We start from the raw sequence: 1,911 nt of genomic DNA on the forward strand, positions 1-1,911 counted from the left end.
GCTCACCACGCTGTTGCGCCGGCATCGACGGGGATATCTGCGCCTGTGACGTATCGCGCTTCGGTGGAGGCGAGCCACAGGGCGCACCATGCGATGTCTTCGGGTTCGCCGAGGCGCTGGATCATGTTCTTGGCGAGCACCTTGTCGCGGAACGCCGGGTCGGCGGCGAGGTGGCGGTCGGTGGCGGCGGTGCGGATGAAGCCGGGCGCGATGCTGTTGGCGCGGATGCCGTGCGGCGCGCCCTCCATCGCCAGCTGCCGCGTCATCGCCCGCACCCCGCCTTTCCCCGCGCAATGGGCGAGCGCGGGCGAGCCTTCGAGCGCATGGCGCGCATTGGCCGAGGCGAAGTTGATCACCGAGGCCGACCCGCTCGCCTTGAGGAACGGCCAGGCCGCCCGCGTCGCCAGGAACACGATGTCGAGCTCGCCCGCCAGCGTCGCCTTCCAGTCGGCATAGCGCATCGCCTCGATCCATTCGAACACCGCGAACGCCGCCGCATTGACCAGAATGTCGATCCGCCCGTGCGCCGCGCCGATGCGCCGGAACAGCGCCCCGGTCGCCGCCTCGTCGAGCAGGTCGCACGCCTCGTCGGCCCCGTCGCGATCCACGCCGATCACGTGCGCGCCCTCCTGTGCGAACATCCGCGCGCAGCCCCGGCCGATGCCGTTGGCCGCGCCCGTCACCACCGCGACCCGGCCCTGCAATCGCTCAGCCATGGGCGACCGCTCCCCCGGTCGGCTGCTCGCCCCGGCGGAACGGCACCACCGCCGCCACCGCCACGCCGATCACCGCGCCTGCCGCCAGCGCCCCGAACGCCGGCAGCAGCCCCCCGGTCAGCCGCGCGAGGAAGGTCACCACCACCGGCGAGAGGAACTGGCCGAAGGCGAATGAGCCCTGCCACAGCCCCGCGCCCCGCCCGCGTATCTCGAACGAGAGCAGGCTCATCGCCCACACCAGCAGCGTGGGCAGCAGCAGCCCGGCGCCGATCTGGTTGATGAAGCAGCCGACGAGGAAGCCGGTCGGCCCCTGCGCATGGCCCATCACGAAGAAGCCGGTCGCCAGCATCGCGAACTCGATCAGCAGCAGCGTGCGGACCGGCCAGCGGCCGATGCGCGAATAGACGAGCGTGCCGAGCGGCACGCCCACGCTCGCGATCGAGGTGAGGAAGCCGATGCGCGCGGGATCGGCGAGGCCCAGTTGCGTGAGGCCCGAGGCCGCCTGGATCTGCACCGTGTAGAAGAACACCGAGCCGTAGATGGTGATCGCAAGGATCGTCAGCATATTGCCCCAGGGGAAGCCCTGCCAGCTGCGGTTATGGGGCGCATGGTCGGCTTCTTCCTCGACCTCCGCGTCTCCCCTGGGTTCCCAGGTGAAGGCGAGCACCAGCACGAACATCGCCGCCGCCGCGCCATAGGCCCAGAACGGCGTGCGCCAGCCAAAGGCGCCCAGCTGCCCGCCCAGGTTGAAGAAGATCAGCGCCGAGACCGACGCGAACGCCGTCTGCGCCGCCAGCCATTTGTCGCGCGAGGCGCCCTTGAAATAGTCGCCGATCATCGTCGTCGAGAGCACCATGATCAGCGCCTCGGCGATCCCCACCCCCACGCGCGAGATCAGGATCGCGGAGAGGCTCTTGAGGAACACCGGCGCGATCCCCACCGCCGCATAGAGCAGGAACGAGAACAGCAGCAGCTTGCGCCGCCCGAAATAATCCCCCAGCATCCCCGCCACGGGCGAAAGCAGCGCGATGCACAGCGCCGGGATCGTCAGGATCATCGGCACCCAATATTCATAACCCGCAACATCGCTGAACTCCGCCAGCAATTGCGGCAGGATCGGCGCCAGCAGCACAATCGCCATCGTCGACAACGTCACCGGCAGCAATAACGAAAAACCGGTCATGAAACCGGGGGT

The 1,911-nt window shown here is 69.1% G+C and carries 2 protein-coding genes; both read right to left on the minus strand.

The genetic code is table 11. The annotated features are described in order from the left end of the window. Positions 1-2: 2 nt before the first annotated feature. Complete coding sequence (locus GGR43_RS23270) at positions 3-716, minus strand: SDR family NAD(P)-dependent oxidoreductase (RefSeq protein ID WP_188074079.1); 714 nt, start codon at positions 714-716, stop codon at positions 3-5. Beyond that, a partial coding sequence (locus GGR43_RS23275; RefSeq protein ID WP_188074080.1) for an MFS transporter occupies positions 709-1,911 on the minus strand: 1,203 nt, incomplete at its 5' end. The genes GGR43_RS23270 and GGR43_RS23275, both read right to left, overlap by 8 nt.

Source organism: Sphingobium jiangsuense (assembly GCF_014196495.1).
GTDB lineage: Bacteria > Pseudomonadota > Alphaproteobacteria > Sphingomonadales > Sphingomonadaceae > Sphingobium > Sphingobium jiangsuense.

What these genes read in the sequence shown, in the direction of transcription:
- GGR43_RS23270 (WP_188074079.1), bottom strand. Translation starts at nt 716, where the DNA reads ATGGCTGAGCGATTGCAGGGCCGGGTCGCGGTGGTGACGGGCGCGGCC.